This window comes from Hymenobacter mucosus (assembly GCF_900188255.1).
GTDB classification, from domain to species: domain Bacteria; phylum Bacteroidota; class Bacteroidia; order Cytophagales; family Hymenobacteraceae; genus Hymenobacter; species Hymenobacter mucosus.
Genome location: NZ_FZNS01000006.1, coordinates 105476 through 124167 on the forward strand (window position 1 = coordinate 105476; position 18692 = coordinate 124167).

18 protein-coding genes are annotated in these 18692 nt (G+C 54.5%); 6 read left to right on the plus strand and 12 right to left on the minus strand.

Features of this window, described 5'->3' with window-relative positions:
- Positions 1-79 precede the first annotated feature (79 nt).
- Positions 80-724, minus strand: a complete 645-nt coding sequence (locus CHB83_RS15110; protein WP_089333226.1) for a hypothetical protein — start codon at positions 722-724, stop codon at positions 80-82.
- A gap of 117 nt (positions 725-841) precedes the next feature.
- Positions 842-2422 (minus strand): RNA polymerase factor sigma-54, encoded by a 1581-nt coding sequence (rpoN, locus tag CHB83_RS15115; RefSeq protein ID WP_045687185.1) that lies wholly within the window; start codon positions 2420-2422, stop codon positions 842-844.
- Positions 2423-2688: 266 nt separating this feature from the next.
- Between rpoN and asnS the strand changes: the two genes are divergently transcribed.
- Positions 2689-4095, plus strand: coding sequence for an asparagine--tRNA ligase (gene asnS / locus CHB83_RS15120; protein WP_045687184.1), 1407 nt, complete (start codon positions 2689-2691; stop codon positions 4093-4095).
- Positions 4096-4249: 154 nt separating this feature from the next.
- On the opposite strand, the gene CHB83_RS15125 is transcribed toward asnS, so the two are convergent.
- From CHB83_RS15125 to CHB83_RS15135, 3 genes are all read right to left on the minus strand, one after another.
- The gene (locus tag CHB83_RS15125) at positions 4250-4501 is read right to left on the minus strand and encodes a hypothetical protein (protein WP_045687198.1); all 252 of its coding nucleotides are present in this window, start codon (positions 4499-4501) and stop codon (positions 4250-4252) included.
- Positions 4502-4649: 148 nt separating this feature from the next.
- Positions 4650-5111, minus strand: coding sequence for a hypothetical protein (locus CHB83_RS15130; protein WP_045687197.1), 462 nt, complete (start codon positions 5109-5111; stop codon positions 4650-4652).
- Positions 5112-5290: 179 nt separating this feature from the next.
- On the minus strand, positions 5291-6046 hold the full coding sequence (locus tag CHB83_RS15135; protein ID WP_089333228.1) for a hypothetical protein: 756 nt from the start codon (positions 6044-6046) through the stop codon (positions 5291-5293).
- 532 nt (positions 6047-6578) lie between these two features.
- Between CHB83_RS15135 and uvrA the strand changes: the two genes are divergently transcribed.
- Together uvrA and CHB83_RS15145 are read left to right on the plus strand one after the other, a co-directional pair.
- Entirely contained in the window at positions 6579-9452 is a 2874-nt protein-coding gene (uvrA, locus tag CHB83_RS15140) for an excinuclease ABC subunit UvrA (RefSeq protein ID WP_089333362.1), read from the plus strand.
- Between the two features lie 112 nt (positions 9453-9564).
- The gene (locus tag CHB83_RS15145) at positions 9565-9972 is read left to right on the plus strand and encodes a hypothetical protein (RefSeq protein ID WP_045687183.1); all 408 of its coding nucleotides are present in this window, start codon (positions 9565-9567) and stop codon (positions 9970-9972) included.
- Positions 9973-10064: 92 nt separating this feature from the next.
- Here CHB83_RS15145 and CHB83_RS15150 read toward each other — a convergent pair whose 3' ends face one another.
- From CHB83_RS15150 to queA, 5 genes are all read right to left on the minus strand, one after another.
- The gene (locus CHB83_RS15150; protein ID WP_143437146.1) at positions 10065-10715 is read right to left on the minus strand and encodes a DUF4142 domain-containing protein; all 651 of its coding nucleotides are present in this window, start codon (positions 10713-10715) and stop codon (positions 10065-10067) included.
- Between the two features lie 98 nt (positions 10716-10813).
- A complete protein-coding gene (locus CHB83_RS15155; protein WP_143437147.1) occupies positions 10814-11050 on the minus strand; it encodes a hypothetical protein in 237 nt (78 codons plus the stop codon).
- A gap of 46 nt (positions 11051-11096) precedes the next feature.
- Entirely contained in the window at positions 11097-11675 is a 579-nt protein-coding gene (locus CHB83_RS15160; protein ID WP_089333229.1) for a DUF4142 domain-containing protein, read from the minus strand.
- A 240-nt stretch (positions 11676-11915) separates the two neighbouring features.
- The gene (locus CHB83_RS15165) at positions 11916-12617 is read right to left on the minus strand and encodes a 2-C-methyl-D-erythritol 4-phosphate cytidylyltransferase (protein WP_245855366.1); all 702 of its coding nucleotides are present in this window, start codon (positions 12615-12617) and stop codon (positions 11916-11918) included.
- A gap of 135 nt (positions 12618-12752) precedes the next feature.
- Positions 12753-13802: a tRNA preQ1(34) S-adenosylmethionine ribosyltransferase-isomerase QueA gene (gene queA / locus CHB83_RS15170; RefSeq protein ID WP_045687181.1), complete on the minus strand. Its 1050-nt coding sequence runs from the start codon at positions 13800-13802 to the stop codon at positions 12753-12755.
- A gap of 140 nt (positions 13803-13942) precedes the next feature.
- Here queA and CHB83_RS15175 point away from each other — a divergent pair, with 140 nt between their 5' ends.
- From CHB83_RS15175 to CHB83_RS15185, 3 genes are all read left to right on the plus strand, one after another.
- Entirely contained in the window at positions 13943-15202 is a 1260-nt protein-coding gene (locus CHB83_RS15175) for an ABC transporter permease (RefSeq protein WP_045687180.1), read from the plus strand.
- A 225-nt stretch (positions 15203-15427) separates the two neighbouring features.
- Positions 15428-16291, plus strand: a complete 864-nt coding sequence (locus tag CHB83_RS15180; RefSeq protein WP_089333230.1) for an LOG family protein — start codon at positions 15428-15430, stop codon at positions 16289-16291.
- A 100-nt stretch (positions 16292-16391) separates the two neighbouring features.
- Entirely contained in the window at positions 16392-17582 is a 1191-nt protein-coding gene (locus CHB83_RS15185) for a lycopene cyclase family protein (protein WP_089333231.1), read from the plus strand.
- A 39-nt stretch (positions 17583-17621) separates the two neighbouring features.
- On the opposite strand, the gene CHB83_RS15190 is transcribed toward CHB83_RS15185, so the two are convergent.
- Together CHB83_RS15190 and CHB83_RS15195 are read right to left on the minus strand one after the other, a co-directional pair.
- Positions 17622-18413, minus strand: a complete 792-nt coding sequence (locus CHB83_RS15190; RefSeq protein ID WP_245855367.1) for an ABC transporter ATP-binding protein — start codon at positions 18411-18413, stop codon at positions 17622-17624.
- Between the two features lie 36 nt (positions 18414-18449).
- Positions 18450-18671 (minus strand): DUF2795 domain-containing protein, encoded by a 222-nt coding sequence (locus tag CHB83_RS15195; protein WP_019948259.1) that lies wholly within the window; start codon positions 18669-18671, stop codon positions 18450-18452.
- Positions 18672-18692 lie beyond the last annotated feature (21 nt).

An 18692-nucleotide genomic window follows, 5' to 3' on the forward strand; every position in this document is an offset into this window, starting at 1 on the left:
GCTACCGGAAAAAGTAAATAGGCTTGGTAAGATACATCTGTTCGTAGGAAGCTCCCACAAAATAGGGTAGTTATTGCCGCTACCTCAGTGTCAAGCCCGTGCCCAAGCCTAGCACTAGCCCTACCCCCAGTGCCAGCCCCGCCCATACTTGCGCCTCCGTATGGGCATTGAGGGCCAGCCGGGCGCTGCCTACTGCCCCAGCCAGAATGCAGGTAGCGACCAGCCACCATAAAACACCCGCATAAGGGTCCGCACTAACGTAGAGCAACCCAAATAGGCCTAGCGCCCCGCCCATCCCTACCCCGTGCGCCGAAATTTTCCAGCGCAACGTAATCACGAAAGTGAGGAGCACGGCTATCATCATGCCCAGCATCATGTGCCCCAGCAAGGCATCAAAGAAGCTTGGCCGGCGCAGCAAGAAGGCTGCAGCCCCAAAGCTGGCCGTGGCCAATAGCAAGGGCCACGCCCGCTGCCGGCGCTTAGGCATTTCCAGGGAGTCTATCAGGCCCGCATACAGCAGCATGCCGGAGCCCAGCGTGGGGAGCACAAACGTGAACAGCAACACTACGCCAAGCACCAGCCACCGGTCGGGTAGCAACGGGCGCAGCACCACGCCAGGTAGCTGGTAGCAAACGATGTAGAACAGGTAAGAAGGCACCAGCAGCGGATGAAATACCGCGGAAAGCACCGTCGCCAGAAAACGCGGCACGAGAAAACGGAACAAAACAGAACGATAGCGAAGATACGTAGTGACGTGCCGTTTCAGCTTTGCTAACGAGGGGTATATAAGCAAAAAGGATGGCCATGCCATCCTTTTTGCTTGTGCTGGTAGCACATGGGTCTACAGTTCCTTGCGTAGCCGAGCTACCGGGATGTTCAACTGCTCCCGGTACTTGGCTACCGTACGGCGGGCAATGTTGTAGCCGCGGGCGTTGAGCATTTTCTCCAGCTTATCGTCTGAAAGCGGCTTGTTTTTCTGCTCGCCCTCAATGATTTCTTTGAGAATATGCTTCACTTCCCGACTACTGGCATCCTCGCCCGAGTCGGTGGCAATGCCTTCGGAGAAGAAGTATTTGAGTGGGTAAATGCCGAACTCCGTTTGCACAGACTTGGAGTTAGCTACCCGGCTCACGGTACTGATGTCCATGCCTATTTCGGTGGCAATGTCCTTCAAAATCATAGGACGCAGCTTACTTTCGTCGCCATCTTGGAAGAAATCACGCTGGTAGCGCACAATGGCGTCCATCGTGCGCAGCAAGGTGTTTTGCCGCTGCCGAATGGCGTCAATAAACCACCGGGCCGAGTCCAGCTTCTGCTTCACGAAGGTTACGGCTTCCTTCATCTTTTTGTCCTTCTTCGACGCCTTATCGTAGGCCTGGAACATCTCCGTGTAGGCCGGCGACACGCGCAAATCCGGGGCGTTGCGCGAGTTGAGGGTCAGATTGAACTGGCCGTTGTCGTGGGTCAGGATAAAGTCAGGAATGATGTACTGCACCTTGCCCATGCCTACCGGGCCAGTGCCGCCGGGCTTGGGGTTTAGCTTCAGAATCAGAGCAATAGCTTCTTTTATTTCCTCGTCTTCTAGGTCGAGGCGCTGCTGAATGCGCTGATAGTGTTTCTTGGTAAACTCGTCGTAGGTCTCGTGCAGAATCCGCTCGGCGGCTTCCGTAATCTCGTCTTGGGGGCGGCGCTCAAGTTGCAGCAGCAAGCACTCCTGCAAATCGCGCGCACCAATACCCGCCGGATCGAAGGTTTGGATGACGTGCAGCACGCTCTCAACATCCGCTACTGACGCCTCAATGTTTTGCGAGAAAGCCAGGTCGTTGGCAATGGCCGCCAAGTCGCGGCGGATGTAGCCGTCGTTGTCGATGGAGCCGATGAGCTGGCGGCCAATAGCTTCCTGTTGCTCATCGAGATTAGCGAAGCCCAGCTGATCCAGTAAGGAGTCTATCAAGGAGCCGCTGGTATCAGCCAGCGGCATTTCCCGGTCGTCCTCGTCTTCACCAGGGCCGTCGCCCTGCATTTTATACCCGGCTATTTCGTCGTCGTTGAGGTAGTCGCTCAGGTCCAAATCATCATCGCCCGACTCTTTCGTGTCGGTCGGTTCATCGTCCTTGATAGGAAGCTCTACTTCAGGTTGCTCCTCGCCTTGGTCGTTATCGAAATCTTCGTCTAGTGTGTTATCGTCGTTGTCGAACTCCGAGTCTGGGTCGTCGTATTCCTCGTCGTCGCTGTCGTCGGCGCGCTCCTCTTCCTCGTACTCCTCATTATCATCGCCTTCCTCCAGGGCCGGGTTTACTTCCAGCTCTTCTTTAATGCGCGCTTCCAACTCTGCTGTTGGTATTTGCAGCAGCTTAATAAATTGTATTTGTTGGGGGCTCAGCTTCTGCGAAAGAAGCTGCTTCATGTCCAGTCGTTGCATACTCTAAAAACGCGTACGCCCCGCCGGGGTCGAAACGGGGATGAGGTCAAAGATAGGCCTTTCTGTACTTGACTTTACGGGAAAATGTTGGGATAAAGCGGCGCAAAGCTGCCGTTTCACCACCACAAGCTTGGCAGAGCCGCTGCCTCATTGCACCTCGCAAGAACGAGAATGAACCCGCGCCCTGGGTTCTAAGTGAATGCTTCCCCTTTCTTCTTCTACCTTTGCTGTATTCTAGTGCTATTAACCTGAGAACGAAAGTACCAATGTCCGACCTCCGAAAAACCAGCGTGCAGGAGCTGTTGCACAGCACCGAGCTGGACCGTGAAGTGCTGGTGAAAGGCTGGGTGCGCACCCGCCGCGGCAACAAATATGTGCAGTTCATTGCCGTCAACGATGGCTCTGGCTTTAATTCCATTCAGGTGGTAGCCAATGCCGAGCAGTTTCCGGAGGAAAAACTCAAGGCCGACGGCGTCGACAACGGCGCGGCCGTGATGGTGCGCGGCCAACTGGTGGCTTCGCAAGGCAAAGGACAAACCGTAGAAATCCAAGCGTCGGAAATTACCGTCTACGGCAAGGCTGACCCCGAAACGTATCCGTTGCAGAAGAAAGGACACTCACTCGAGTTTCTGCGCGAAATTGCCCACTTGCGCCCTCGCACCAACACGTTTGGAGCAGTGTTGCGCATCCGGCACGCCATGGCGTTTGCCGTACACCAGTACTTCAATAACCACGGCTTCTACTACGTGCACACGCCTATCATCACGGGCTCCGATGCCGAAGGTGCCGGCCAGATGTTCCGTGTAAGCACGCTGCCCGACCAAAACCCGCCCCTGACGGAAGACAAGTCGGCCGTAGACTACAAGCAGGACTTCTTCGGCAAGCAAACCAACCTAACCGTATCGGGGCAGCTGGAAGGCGAAGTAACGGCCATGGCACTAGGCAAGGTGTATACCTTCGGCCCCACGTTCCGGGCCGAAAACTCCAACACGGCCCGTCACCTAGCTGAGTTCTGGATGATTGAGCCCGAAGTGGCCTTCAACGACCTGCAGGACAACATGGACCTGGCCGAGGATTTCCTCCGCTACTTGGTGCGCTATGCCCTCGACAACTGCCAAGACGACCTCAAGTTCCTCAACGAACAGTACGACAAGGAACTGCTCACGCGCCTGCAGTTTGTGGTGGATAATGAATTCCAGCGCCTGAATTATACCGAGGCTGTTGAAATCCTGAAAACGGCCAAGCAGAAGTTTGAATTCCCCGTGGACTGGGGCACCGACCTGCAGAGCGAGCATGAGCGCTACTTGGTGGAGAAGCACTTCAAGAAGCCGGTTATCCTGACCAACTACCCCAAGGATATTAAGGCCTTCTACATGAAGCTCAACGACGACGGCAAAACCGTGCGGGCCATGGACGTGCTCTTCCCCGGTATCGGCGAAATCATCGGCGGCTCGGAGCGGGAAGAAAGCCTGGAGAAGCTTACTACCCGCATGGCCGAAATGAACGTGCCCGAGCATGACCTGTGGTGGTACCTGGAGCTGCGCAAGTATGGCACCGCGCCCCACGCCGGTTTCGGCCTGGGCTTCGAGCGCCTCATCCTGTTCGTCACTGGCATGGGCAACATCCGCGACGTAATCCCCTTCCCCCGCTTCCCAAAGAGCGCGGAGTTTTAAGCCTCAGCTCATTGCAAAGAACAGAAAGCGGCAGCCTCGGATGAGGCTGCCGCTTTCTGTTGTAAGGTGTAGAGTAAGCTAGTACGTCACTCTAAAAAGCGGATAATGCTTTTCGCTCCGGTCTTAAGGGCGTAACTGTAGAGGTGAAAGTGACCTAGCAGTAATTCCTCATTTCTTTGTCGTCCACGGCTACCAGAGCATCTAGGCGCAGCTCGAAGCCGTCGGCGAGGCGCAAGTACTCTACTTTGTCCTTGATGAACAGGTCTTGAATGGTGCCGTGGTAGGTGCTAGGCGGGGTGTCGGGCTCGGTGCGGTAGGTGAGGGTGCAAGGCTGGCCGGTGGTGGCGCGGGCTTCGAGCTCGTCGTAGAAAGAACAGTTGATGGGGGTGTAAGAGGACGTAGCCATAAACAGAGTGGGTAGGGTTGGTACACTCATCTACGAGAAAACAGCTATAAGGGTCCTTAGGGGTAACTGAAGGCGTCACATACAAAGCAAAGCCTCCCCTACGCTAGGTAGGAGAGGCCCGAAGTGCTTGTGAATAGGCGCAACTAGGTTAGTGCTTCCCTTTGCCGTTGCCCTTCCCATTTCCGTTGCCGGGGTGGCCGCCGTACACCTTCTTGGCTTGGCCGGGAGGTAGGCCCTTACCGCTTTCCAGGCGCTTAACCTGGCCCGGTGGTAGGCTAGCCGGGTAGAGTTGGCGGTGGCGGCTGTACTGAGACCAGGGCTGCGAGCCACGATAATCCAGTACCACTGGGTGGAAGTTGCGCTGGTCGTAGCCGCTGAGGTTAGCTACCCGCACCCACTGGCCGTTCTGCAACACGATATAGCGCTGAGCGCGCAGATCGTAGTAGCTCTTAGCTTCAGGAATGTAGTAGTACTCGGTGCCTGTGGGAGTAGAAGGTCCCCAAGAAGGTGGGTTGATATTGATGGTGACCTGGGCCTGCGCCGAAGAGGAAAGCAGGGAAAGGGAGCCGGCTAGCAAACCAGAAAGAGCAAGCTTTGGAAGAAGTTTCATGGAAGCAATGCGTGTGATGGGAGAATACATAGCTCCAGACAAGAACGGGGCCAAATTCATCTGGTATATGTCTTACCTTCTGAGAATGATTCAATAGCCGTGAAGGAGCACATTCAGTTGTGCAGCACAAAAAAGGCTCCTCTAGCGGAGGAGCCTTCTTGGCAGGTAGTTACTAGAAATTAGTTTAGTCGGCCGCGGCCTCTACCGCCGCTGCTTTGGCTAGCACCGTTGTTGTAGTTGCCAGGTACGCGCTGTCCACCCTGAGAAGCTTGGTTATTTGGTGCATTATAGTTGCCCGGGGCGTTTTGGCTGCCGCGGTTATCGTAACCGCCCCGGTCATTACCATTACGGTCATTGCGGTCATAGCCCCCGCGGTTGTCGTCACGGTCGTAACCGCCCCGGTTGTCGTTGCGGTTGCCATAATAGCCGCCCCGGTCGTCGCGGTAGTCCCCACGGGCATAACCGCCTTGGTTGTACGGACGGCCACCGTAGTAACCATCATTCCGGTAAGCGCCTCGGGGGCCTACGCTGTAACTGTAGCCACGGCCCGGCCAGTTGGGGCCGTAGTAGCGGCCTGGCTGCACACCCCAGTTATTGCAGTAAGCGCGGTGGTCGGGGAGGTAGCCCCAGGGCTGTCGACCCACGTACTGAATCACGACGGGGTGAAAGAACCGAGGATCGTACGAAGCGTAGGCGCGGGGTAGCACCGGCGAGCTAATCCAGGCGCCATACGCCGGGTCAAAAAAGAGGTACGACTGCGTGTACAGGTCGTAATACCCATCAATTTCCGGGATGTAATAGTATTGCACATTGGTAGGGACGGGAGGACCCCACACCGGAATATTTACGTTCACCCGGACTTGCGCCTGAGCAGTGCCGCTATGCAGCAGCAACCCCAGTGCTAAGACCAAGCCCGATTTCAACAAGTTTTTCATAAGGAGAGAAGGTCAAGGGAGCGTACTCTTTACTAAACGCAAAAGCCGCACCATAATTCATCCTGTTAGACTACATTCTGACACCAGGTTTAAAAGTTCTTTCAAACCCAGCGGGACCTTTCAGGGCCAAACCGTGTTATGGCTCATCTGCGTGCTTTCAAGCCCTTATTCTTGCCCCGAGTAGTCCGCCAATCTCCTTGGCAAATAAGCTATTCGGAGTAGCCGCCGGGGCTTGTTTTGCGTACCTTTGCAGACTTATTCGCTCCGCTGCTGCATGGCTAAAAAAACAACTGCCGCTCCTCCTATTCCTACCACTGCCGCGGCCACACCGGCGCCTGCGTCTTCGCGTGCGGCCAAGTCCAAATCAACGGCGGCTGCCAGTACTCAGGCGCCCAAGAAAAAGGCAGCCACCGCAAAAACTCCCGTAGCCACCGCTGCGGCAGTGGCCGATGGTACCAATCATCATGCTACGGCGGCCGTACAAGCTGTGCCGCGCTCTGAGCAAGTGAATGAAGCCGTGGTAGAAAACCGCATGCTTGTTCCTGGGCAGTTGGTAGGGCCGGCCGCCGACCTGGAAGCACCCTACATTGAAGTGTACGGCGCCCGGGAGCACAACCTGAAGAATGTGTCAATCAAGATTCCGCGCGGGCGCTTGGTAGTGTTTACAGGTATTTCTGGCTCTGGAAAGTCCTCGTTGGCATTCGATACGATTTATGCTGAAGGCCAGCGCCGCTACATGGAAACGTTTTCAGCCTACGCCCGCTCATTTATGGGCGGCTTAGAGCGGCCCGATGTGGACAAAATTGAGGGGTTGTCGCCGGTAATTAGCATTGAGCAGAAAACCACTTCGCGCAACCCTCGCTCCACCGTGGGCACCATCACCGAGATTTACGACTTCTTACGCTTGCTCTATGCCCGCACGGCCGAGGCCTTTAGCTACGCCACGGGAGAGAAGATGATTCGGCAGAGCGACGACCAGATCATCAATTACATCCTCAAGCACTACGACAACAAGAAGATGGTAGTGCTGGCGCCCGTAGTGAAGGGCCGGAAGGGGCACTACCGCGAGCTGTTTCAGCAAATTGCTAAACTAGGCTTTACCAAGGTGCGCGTTGATGGCGAATTGCTCGACATTACGCCCAAGATGCAGGTGGACCGCTACAAAATCCACGACATCGAAATTGTTATCGACCGGTTGCTGGTGAAGGAAGAGGACCGTTTCCGGCTGTCGGGTTCGGTGCAGAATGCCCTAACGCAGGGCAAGGGCACTATGCTCGTCCTGGACGCCGACAAGAAGAAGGACAACACCCAGTTCTTCTCCCGCTTCCTGATGGACCCTACCACCGGCATTGCCTACGATGACCCGGCGCCTAACACATTCAGCTTCAACTCTCCCTACGGAGCCTGCCCTACCTGCAACGGCTTAGGGGAGGTGCAGGAAATTACCGAAGATTCGGTAATGCCCGATAAGAAGCTGAGCATCAGCCGTGGTGGCATTGCACCGCTTGGTGAGTACCGCGACATCTGGATTTTTCAGCAGCTCAGCCTGATCGTTAAAAAGAACAAGGCTAGCCTGAGCACGCCCATTGAAAAGCTACCTGAGGACTTGGTGCAGCGGCTACTCCACGGTATTGCTGAGGAGGAAGATGCCGACCCCAAAAAGGCAAACTACACCGAGCCGTTCGAGGGAATCATTCCGTTCCTGCGTCGGCAAATGGAATCTGATTCGGAAAATATTCGGGAGTGGATTCAGCAGTACACCCAGGCCCAGGAGTGCCCCGAGTGCCACGGCTATCGGCTCAAAAAAGAGTCGTTGCACTTTAAGCTTGCGGATAAGCACATCGGTGAGCTGTCGGTGATGGACCTGAACGAGCTGGCGGGCTGGTTCGACGGAGTTGAGGACCGCCTCTCGGAGCGGCAGAACCTAATTGCGCGGGAGCTACTAAAGGAAATTCGGAAGCGGATTGGGTTCCTGCTAGAAGTAGGCCTCGACTACCTAAACCTGCACCGGTCGGTGCGCACCTTGTCAGGCGGCGAGTCGCAGCGTATTCGTTTGGCTACTCAAATTGGTACCCAACTCGTAGGTGTGCTTTACATCATGGACGAGCCGAGCATTGGCTTGCACCAGCGCGACAACGAACGCCTGATCAAGGCTCTTCAACACTTACGCGACTTGGGCAACTCGGTGATAGTAGTGGAGCACGATAAGGACATGATTATGCATGCCGACCACGTGCTGGACATTGGTCCGGGCGCTGGCATTCACGGCGGGCATATTGTGGCGGAGGGTACGCCCACGGAAATCTTCAGCTCGGGTAGTCTGACCTCACAGTACCTCAGCGGGCAGAAGCACATTGAGTTGCGGCGTCAGAAACGCAAGGGCGATGGGGGCCAGCTGGTGCTGAAGAATGCCAAAGGACACAACCTCAAAAATGTTACGGCTAAGTTCCCACTGGGTAAGCTTATCGCCGTAACGGGCGTTTCGGGCTCCGGCAAATCGTCGCTCATCCACGATACGCTGTACCCTATCCTGAATCAACATTTCTTCAACGCCAAGCGCGAGCCCCTGGCCCACGGCGGTATTGAAGGACTTGAGCTCATTGATAAGGTAATTGAGGTAGACCAGTCGCCAATTGGCCGTACGCCGCGTTCCAACCCGGCTACTTACACGGGAGTGTTCACTGAAATACGCCAACTGTTTTCTTCCTTGCCGGAAGCTAAAATTCGGGGTTACGGACCAGGGCGTTTCTCTTTTAACGTGAAAGGTGGGCGCTGCGAAACGTGTGAGGGCGCCGGTATGCGAACCATTGAGATGAACTTCCTGCCTGATGTGCACGTGCCCTGCGAAACGTGCAAAGGCCGCCGCTACAACCGCGAAACCCTAGAAGTGCGCTTCAAAGGAAAGTCTATTACCGATGTGCTGGACATGACGGTGGAAAAGGCGGTGGAGTTTTTTGAGTTTCAGCCCCGTATTCTGCGCAAGATTCAAACCCTGAACGAAGTAGGGTTGGGCTACCTCACCTTAGGTCAGCAAGCTACTACGCTATCGGGCGGCGAGGCCCAACGGGTAAAGCTGGCCACCGAACTCAGCAAGAAGGACACCGGCAAGACGTTCTACATCTTGGATGAGCCAACGACTGGTCTGCACTTCGAGGATATTAACCACCTGTCTACTGTGCTGCAAAAGCTAGTAGACAAAGGGAATACGGTTCTTATCATTGAGCACAACTTGGACTTGATTAAGGTAGCGGACCACATCATTGACATCGGTCCGGAAGGAGGGGCCGGTGGCGGTACCATTGTGGCGCAAGGAACTCCTGAGCAGGTAGCCAAAGTAGGCAAGGGCCACACAAGCCGCTTCTTAGCCGAAGAGTTGAAGACCAGTAAGTACGTAGAAACTATGTAAGCGCTAAGCTGAGCAGTAGCTGGCACCATGCTCCGGTAGCAGTTTTCCCTCGCAGGTTGACTACTACCGGAGCATTTTTTACTTTAAGAGCTTCGTCCTACACCCTATTGTTATGAAGGTTCTTGCGTTTCCGCTGCTGCTGGCCGCTGCTATTGCCACCGCGCCGCCTAAGCCCACCCGCTGGATGGGTACTATTCAAAACGGCGTAGAGGGCGCTAAAGTCAGTTTTTTACTATCACCCGATGGACAACGAGTTTCCAACTTCACGTTTGACGGGGTGTGGTGGTGTAGTGGAGACCTGAAACGACAGATAATCGGGCCTCAAAACACGTTTGAAGTTCGGGAAGGCAAACTGCATGGCGTTTCTCCCGAGCCAGCAAGTGAGGGAGCCACCGCTTGGCACTTCGAAGTAGCGGGCAGCATCGACAAGAGCAGCGCCAGCGGCACCTTCTGCATGAACAGCCCCACGCTAGGCTGCGACACCAACCAGCTCTACTGGACGGCAGTGCCCATGCCTTGAGCCACGCGCTCTACCGGCTGCTAGTACCAACAAAAGAAAAGCCCCTCCTCAACAGTGAGGAAGGGCTTCTGTAAGCTAAGAAATAGCTAAGCTTACATAGCAGCGTGCTGCTTGAACATGGTCAGGTGGTTCTGAACTACTGGCGTTACCGTACCAATAAAGCCTTGTAGGTCGGCGTCCTGGGTCATTTTCTGGTGAGCCACCATTGTGTTCAGCGTTTTCTGGTGGTCAGTCACCATTTGCTGCATATACTTAGTTTCAAACTCCTTGCCGGAGAGCTTGCGCATTTCAGCCGCAATAGCCTTGTGCTCAGCATCCATATCGGCAGGTAGCGTCACGTTCTTTTTCTGCGCAATAGGCTTCAAATCAGAAGTCGATTTGGTGTGGTCCTTAATCATAAGGTTAGCGTGGTCTTTCGCCATGCCAGTTACTCCTTTTTCTAGGGCCAGCTTGCTCAGTTGAATCTCATTCTGGTCGCTAGCAGCGGCCGATTGCATGAACTCCGCATCGGTAGAGTGGGGAGCCATAGGGCCATTCGGATCGGCAGCGGCAGCACCGCCACCCATTGCTGAGTCGGGCATGGCTCCAGTATTCATTGCGCCTGCAGCACCGCTAGTGTCACCAGACATGGAGGCATCTGTGGCAGCCGTGTCGGTAGTTGCCGTCGACGATTCATTGGAATTAGAGCATGCAGAAGTTACGAGGAGGGCCGCCATAGCTAGGCCCAGGAAAGAACGTTTCATAGTATTGTTGTTTTGAGAGAGGAAGATCTGCGAAGGAGCAAGCACGTAGCTACAGGCTACCACGTAGCGTGGCCTGGCTAGGTTGGAGAGGGGAAAGGTTACTGGTCGGTTGTAGAATCAGCGGCCAGTGCTGAGTCAGCATCTGCAGTTACAGTGGGACCCGCATCGTTGTCGATAACGGTAGCATCAGCTTGTACGCCGCCTTCTTCCACTGCTTTGTCCATGTCGCTTACGGCTTCGCCGGCTGTGCCATCGGTCCGTTTGTTAGCGTCGCCGCAGCTGCTCAAGGTCAACGCCGCTGCCAGCGTCAGGACAGAAAAAATCGATAATTTCATAGGTGGAAAGGTTGATGGAGAATGGATGAGGTAGGGTACGCAGAAACTACTTATCGAGTTGATCCTCTAACTGTTCAGCTGCTTCTAAATGCTGCTTGAGCGTGCTCACCTGCTGGTCGGCAAAGGTGCGGATATCACCGTCGTAAGCTTCCTCGCGCATATCATCAGCGGCTTCAATAGCCATCTTGTGTGTTCTGACAAGTAGTTCAGCGTACTTTTTGTCGAAGGCCGCGCCAGTGAGGGCCACCAACTCACCCACTTGGTCAGCTTGGTCGCCTCCCAAACCTTTGGGCAGTATCAGACTTTTTTGTGCTGCTAAGGTTTGCAAAGCCGTTTGAGCAGTAGTGTGCTGAGCTATCAGGCTCTGGGCCAAATATTTTACGTTGGCCGAAGTACTTTTCCGCTGGGCTACCTGGCTGATTTCCTGGATGAACATGTTGCGATTCGCAGAATTTACCACATACTCGGCATCCTGCTCCTGCTTCTTCGTAACAGCCTCGTTGCTGATGCGGCTCTCGTTTTTGAACTTCGCTTCAGCTACGGGGTCCTTATTGCTTTCCCCGCCGGAGCAGGCAACCAGGAGCGGCAGTAGGGTAACAGCAGAAAAGCGGCGAAAGAAGGTCATAGAGGCGGGGTATTAGCTGCAAATGAGAGGTATTGCAGGCTATACGGCCCCTCGTAGGCGGAGTTGAGATTGCCAGTTGGAAATACAGCAGTTCTCAGATGGCCGCCATTGGTAGCCTACAACATTCCCGCCCTGGAGCTTGCTTCCAGATGAGGGGCACTTTAGCTCCCTCTCTTTTGTAACCTAATAAGCTATCTGATATTTAGTTAGCTATAGAAAATACCAGGTCATTTACCCGCACTAACCCAGTAGTGCCTCTGCTAGCAACAAGTCCTCGGGCGTGGTGATCTTTAGGTTGCGGTAGTCGCCGGGTACTATGTGAATGGGGTGCAAGTCCTCCACAACGCTAGCATCATCGGTGAAGGTAGACAACTCTGGCAGCTGGTAGGCCCGACGCAACAGGCCCAATTCAAAGCACTGGGGCGTTTGCACCAAGCGCAAGCGTGAGCGGTCAAGCGCGTAGGAGCCTTCTTTGCTTAAGCCTCGCACCGAGTCTTTAGGCGTGACGGCTGCAATGGCAGCGCCATGTACCGCCGCCGCCGCATAGGTGGCTTCAATAACGCTTAGTGGAGTAAGTGGGCGCACGCCATCATGCACTGCTATGATGCCGGCCGGTTGTGCGTTGAGGTGGGCTAGGCCATTGCGCACGGAAGCCCAGCGCGACTCGCCTCCGGCTACTACCGTGTGCGGAAGCTTGATGTGATGCAGGGTGCATAGTTGTTGCCACGTCTCAAACTGCGCCGCCGGCAGCACCACTATGCACTCTTGCACTCCTAATGCTGCCTCCGAAAAACGCCGTAGTGTGTGCAGTAGCACTGGCTCACCCCGCAGTTCTAAGAACTGCTTGGGACGGTCGGCTCCCATGCGGGTTCCGCTGCCGCCAGCCACTAGGATAGCAAAGCGTGGAGTTTGAGTGGGAGCGGAAGCGGCAGCAGATGACAAAGCCAAGCAAGAAATAAGAGTTGATGAACAGTTCTGGGTAAAAATAAAGGCCCGGCCGTTAGAAACGGCTGGGCCTTTATTTTTAGGCAAACTAGTAAGGCGGATGCTGTGCTGCCTGACAGTTATGTGCTCGGTTTAGAGAATCAGCATGGCGTCGCCATAGCTGAAAAACTTATACTTCTCTTTAATAGCCGTTTGGTACGCTTCAATTAGAAGCTCGTAGCCAGCAAAGGCAGCGGCCATCATCATCAGCGTGCTTTCCGGGGTATGGAAGTTGGTCAGCAGCGCGTTGGCGATTTTGAAGTCATACGGAGGGAAGATAAACCGATCTGTCCAGCCTTCAGTTGGCTTCAGGCGAGAGTGCGCCGATACCGACGACTCCATGGCGCGCATGGAGGTAGTACCCACGGCACATACCCGCTTCTTGGCATCCAAGGCCCGGTTTACCACCGTAGCCGAATCGGCTGGTACGATGAAGTTCTCGGAGTCCATCTTATGCTTGGTCAGGTCTTCCACGTCAACGGGGCGGAACGTACCCAAGCCTACGTGTAGGGTTACCGGGACAACGTCTACACCTTTGATTTCCAGGCGCTTCATTACTTCGCGGGTGAAGTGCAAGCCCGCCGATGGGGCTGCTACTGCACCCGTGTGCTTAGCGTAGATGGTCTGGTAACGTTCCTTGTCGGCAGCTTCCGTTTCACGCGGAATAAATTCCTTTGGAATGGGGGTTTCGCCTAAGTCGTGCAGGGCCTTGTAGAACTCCTCATCGGAGCCATCAAATAGAAACTTGATGGTGCGCCCGCGCGACGTGGTGTTGTCAATCACCTCGGCTACCATATCCGATTCGCCGAAGTAAAGCTTGTTGCCTACCCGGATTTTACGGGCTGGATCTACCAACACGTCCCAGAGGTGAATCTCCTTGTTCAGCTCACGAAGCAAAAACACTTCGATCTGAGCTCCCGTTTTCTCTTTGTTGCCGTAGAGGCGGGCTGGGAATACTTTGGTATCGTTCACCACGAATACGTCGCCGTCGCCGAAGTACTCGATGATATCCTTGAATACACGGTGCTCAATCTTGCCGCTGTCGCGGTGCAGTACCATCAGACGAGACTCGTCACGGTTTTTGGCCGGGTGCTGCGCCAGCAGGTTTTCAGGCAGGTCAAATTTGAACTCGGTCAGTTTCATAGGCCAGATAAGGCAATAGGTGGGGAACCTAATGAAAAAATTGAGCCGCAAAAGTACTGATTAGCGTCGGAATAATCGTTACTTTTCGCCCGAAATCTGCTTATTGCCCTTCCCACGTCCAGCTGAACCTCCGTTTCTGCATGAAAGCTCTGCGTCTCACTTTGGAGAGTTTCCGCTTTGCGTGGCAAGCCCTGAAATCAAACCTGCTACGCACCATTCTCTCTCTACTGGGCGTCACGGTGGGTATCTTTGCCATTATTGCCGTATTCACCGTGGTCGATTCGCTCGAAGCCAATATTCGGCAGAGTATGACTTTCGTGGGCGATAAGGTGATTTACGTAAACAAGTGGCCCTGGGTATTTGACCGAAATTTTGCCTGGTGGAAATACTTTAAACGGCCAGTGCCCACGGTGCGTGAGTTTCGGGAACTGCAGCGCAGCTTAGGCCCCAACAACAAGGGAATTGCCATTTTTGCCAGTACCAGCGGCAATTTGTTTCGGGCAGGAACCAACAGCATGGAAAGCTGTAATCTGCAAGGGGCCAGCTTTGATTATCGGCAGGTGTCGGACGTGCCCGTGGTGGAAGGGCGCTACTTTACCCAGCAGGAAGTAGATGCCGCGCGCAACGTGGCCATTATTGGTGCTACCATTGCCGAGAACTTATTTCCTGGTCGGTCGGCGTTGGGCCAAGAGTTCAAAACGCGGGGGCAGAAGTTTGTGGTGATAGGGGTGATGGAAAAGGAGGGAAAGAAGCTGCTGGACACCCCCAGCAACGACACGAACTGCCTGATTCCCTTCGGAATGTTCACCAAGATGTTCGCGCTAAGCACCAATGGGATGGGCGGCGTAGCGCCTACCATTGCCGTGAAAGGAACTGATGAGGACCCCGGTTTGCTGGACTTGGAATATGAACTGAAGGGCACCATGCGCAACATTCGCGGCTTGCAGCCCCGCGACGAAGACAATTTTGCCCTGAATCGGCCGGAGATGCTGGCCAACGCTATTACCCAACTGTTTTCTGTAATTGGCATTGCGGGTGCCGTTATTGGGTCCTTTGCTATGCTGGTTGGGGGCTTTGGTATCGCCAACATCATGTTTGTGTCGGTGAAGGAGCGCACCAACATCATTGGGATTCAGAAATCGTTAGGCGCCAAAAACTACTTCATCCTATTCCAGTTTTTATTCGAGGCTGTGTTCTTGTGTTTGCTGGGTGGCGCAACGGGTATCTTACTCGTATTCCTAATTACGCTTATCCCTCAGGATGCTCTACCCCTGTTCCTCACTGCCAGTAATATCTCCTTGGGGCTTACCGTATCGGTTGTCATTGGGGTATTGGCGGGCATTATTCCGGCAGTGCTAGCTTCCAATCTCGACCCGGTTATTGCCATTCGGGCTCAATAAATCCATTTAGGCGAGCGGGCGAAAGCAGTAACAATTTAGCCACATCAACTAGGCTGATATTAACAAATTGTTAACTTGCCGCCCGCTATTTTTGGTCGCCTTCCTTCCGTGGGCGGCCTTCTTTTTGCCCTTTTCTTAATTCTTGTACCCTGGCCTGGGTTATCCCACATCTCCAGTGGCCCTGTGCTACTGGCCGCCCGTGCCACCTCTTTTCCAGCGTAGTGTATGTCAAAGCTTAAAAAAACCAGCCGCACCAAAGCGGCCGACCAAGCCCTAAATGCCGGCAGCGGGCAGACTATCGTTCAACCCGATGTCAACGATAATAAAGTAAAGACTATCAGTGATATTCGTGAGCAAACGCACGGCGAGCGTACCGTACAGCTAGACGATGAGCAGCGCATTCGCAAGGCGTTCGTAGATAAAGACTGGAATGAAATAAAGATTGCCGACTCTTGGCAGATCTTTAAAGTAATGGCCGAGTTCGTGGAGGGCTTCGAGAAGATGACCAAGATCGGCCCGTGCGTTTCCATCTTTGGCTCGGCCCGCACGAAGCCAGAAAACCCCTACTACCAGATGGCCGAAGAAATTGCGGCTAAGCTGGTACGCCACGGCTACGGCGTTATTACGGGCGGCGGCCCCGGCATCATGGAAGCCGGTAACAAAGGGGCCCGCTCCGAAGGAGGCAAGTCGGTAGGATTGAACATTGAGCTTCCCTTCGAGCAGTTTCACAACATTTACATTGACCCAGACAAGGTTATTAACTTTGACTACTTCTTTGTCCGGAAGGTGATGTTTGTGAAGTACGCCCAGGGCTTCATTGGTATGCCGGGCGGCTTCGGCACTCTCGACGAGCTATTCGAAGCTATTACCCTGATTCAGACCAAGAAGATTGGCCGCTTCCCCATTGTATTGGTGGGCTCAGCCTATTGGAACGGCCTGTTCAAATGGATTGAAGATGTGATGCTGCACGAGGAGCACAACATCTCTCCTGAGGACATGCATCTGGTGCAGATTGTGGATAACGCGGCGGACGCGGTGAAAATCATTGATGAATTCTACTCCAAGTACTTGCTCTCGCCAAACTTCTAAGCGCGGCTGTTGGCCGTATATACCATAGTAGGTAGGAAGCCGGACGGTTACGTCCGGCTTTTTATTTGCCCCTATCTTCGTCTGACTTACTGCCTCCTGTATGCCTACTTCTGCCACCGTACGTGATTATGACTACCTCATTATAGGAGGCGGAGCAGCGGGCTTGAGCCTGGCGTATCATATCAGCCAAGAGCCACGGTTGGCACAGAAACGGGTGCTGCTAGTGGAGCCCGAGGCAAAAGACCAAAATGACCGGACGTGGTCGTTTTGGACGGATGAACCTACGCTATTTGATTCTATAGTTAAGCACGAGTGGCAGAAAATAGCCTTTCGCAGCCCTTGGTTTGAGCAAGTGTTTCCTCTGGCGCGCCACCAGTACAAAATGATTCGGGGCCTCGACTTCTACACACACGTCCGGGAGGCCTTAGCCAGCCAGCCTCAGTTTACATGGTGTACCGCTACTGTGCATCAGGTGCAAGCTGCGGCCAGCGGAGGGGTACAAGCCACCACCTCAGCAGGGGAATTTACGGCCCGCTACGCCTTTGATAGCCGCCCCCCGCAGATACAACAGAACCCCAGCAAGCACCGCTACCTACTTCAGCATTTTGTGGGCTGGGAGGTAGAAACCGACCAGGATGTGTTCGACCCGACCACGGTAGAATTCATGGACTTTCGGGGCGAGCAGCACCAGGAGGCTAGGTTTATGTATGTGCTACCATTCAGCCCACGCAAAGCCTTAGTAGAGTACACGCTATTTTCTGGCACTACGCTGCCCAAGCCAGAATACGAAGCCGCCATGCGCGACTACTTGCATACCACGCTAGGAGTAGGGCACTTCCGCATTGAAGCGGAGGAAGTAGGCGCTATTCCCATGACCGACCATCCCTTGCCAGCAGGAGCAGGCCCTAGCATCATTAACCTGGGTACGCGGGCGGGTCGGGCTAAACCCAGCACAGGGTATGCTTTTAAGCGCATTCAGGCCCACTCGGCGCGGCTGGTGGCGGCGCTAGCGTCTACCGGCAAGCCTCCGCAGGATCTTACCGGCGACAAGTGGCAGTTTCACGTTTTTGATACGCTGCTGCTTGACATTATGCAGCGGAACGGTGAGCAAACCCGGGCCATCTTTACGGAGCTATTTCGACGCAATTCGGTGGAGCGCATCTTTGATTTCTTGGATGAGCGCACCTCGCCTTGGGAGAATTTGCAGGTGATGAACTCCGTGACACCCTGGCCCTTCCTACGTTCCATTGGGCATCTGCTGCGCGGCCGGCCTGGGCAGCGTGGGAAGTAGCAAAACGCACTGCTACGCTTTCTTACCAAGCCTGCCCCGCTATACTACCGTTAGGCTGTCTTCGCTTTCCAAGTAGGTCTTGGCCTCTTGCACGGTTGCGGCAGTGAGGGGCAGTAGGGTAGGCGTAGGAGCCGATAAATTCAAGAGGTAGCCCCGCAACGCAGGTAGGTTATCAAGGTCGTGGGTGATGCACAAAATGGTTTTGTGCTGCTGCGTGACCCAGGCCTGTAGTAGGTCGAATACGCGGCGGCGGTAGTACACATCAAGCTGCTGGGTGGGCTCGTCAAGCAGATAGAGAGCTGCATCTTGCAAGCTAAGCTGGGCCAGCCACACAAGCTGCTGTTCCCCACCCGAAAGCTGTGTAAAGTCACGGTTGGCTAAGTGAACCGCCCCTACTTGTGTTAGTGCCGCATCAGCCAGGGCATAATCTTGAGTTGAATATGAGCTCAAGAAACGATGGTGGCGGAAGCGGCCCATCACAACTAGCTCCCGCACCGATATGGAGAACCCTACATTGCCACGTTGAGGTAAGTGAGCTAGCAAGCCACTGGCAGCGGGACGGTGCACTTGGCGCAAGTCTTGCCCGTGCACGTGCGCCGTACCTTGATAAGCCAGTTGGCCCGTAAGGGCACGAAACAGTGTGGTTTTGCCGCTACCATTATGTCCCACAATGGCAACAAAGGCCGACTCGGGTACTGTAAAACACAAATTGCGGAGCAGGACGCGCTGTCCGTACCCCGCAATCAGGTTGTCTATTGCTAAAGAAGCTTGAGCGCTAGAGAATTCGCGGGAATGAGCCCCGGCATCTACAGTGTTCTGCTGGGAACTCATTGTGCTGCGTATGCTCTATAGGCCAAGTATTCAGTACTAGTACTCGTCCTCGTTGAACATGAAGTCTTCCTTGGTCGGGTAGTCCGGCCATACTTCTTCAATGTTCTCGTAAGGCTGGCCGTCGTCTTCCAGAGCCTGCAGGTTTTCTACTACCTCCATCGGAGCGCCCGAGCGGATGGAATAATCAATGAGCTCATCCTTGGTGGCAGGCCAGGGCGCATCTTCCAGATACGAAGCAAGTTCTAGGGTCCAGTACATAGTCGTGTGTGCTACTAAAAA